Source organism: Neisseria sp. P0021.S007, from assembly GCF_051956855.1.
On record NZ_JBQCXA010001706.1, the window covers coordinates 1 to 444 of the forward strand.

The following is a 444-nucleotide window of genomic DNA, read 5'->3' on the forward strand; positions in this document are numbered from 1 at the left end:
GCCTACGACATCCGAGGCATTGTCGGCAAAACCCTGACCAACGAAGCCGCCTACCTTATCGGCAAAGCCATCGCCACCCAAGCCGCCGAAAAAGGCATCACCCGCATCGCACTCGGACGCGACGGACGCTTGAGCGGTCCCGAATTGATGGAACACATCCAACGCGGCTTTACCGACAGCTGCATCGACGTCCTCAATGTCGGCATGGTCGCCACCCCCATGCTTTATTTCGCCGCCATCAACGAATGCGGTGGCAGCGGCGTGATGATTACCGGCAGCCACAACCCGCCCGATTACAACGGTTTCAAAATGATGCTCGGCGGCGAGACCCTCGCAGGCGAAGCCATCCAAGAGTTGCTCGCCCTGATCGAAGCCGACAAACTGGTTGCCTCCGACAAAAAAGGCAGCGTGACTGAAAAAGACATCTCCGGTGAATACCACAAC

At 57.9% G+C, this 444-nt stretch carries 1 pseudogene; it reads left to right on the forward strand.

The features are described from left to right. Window positions 1-444, forward strand: a pseudogene (locus ACTHUR_RS21025) (phosphomannomutase/phosphoglucomutase); the annotation flags it as partial.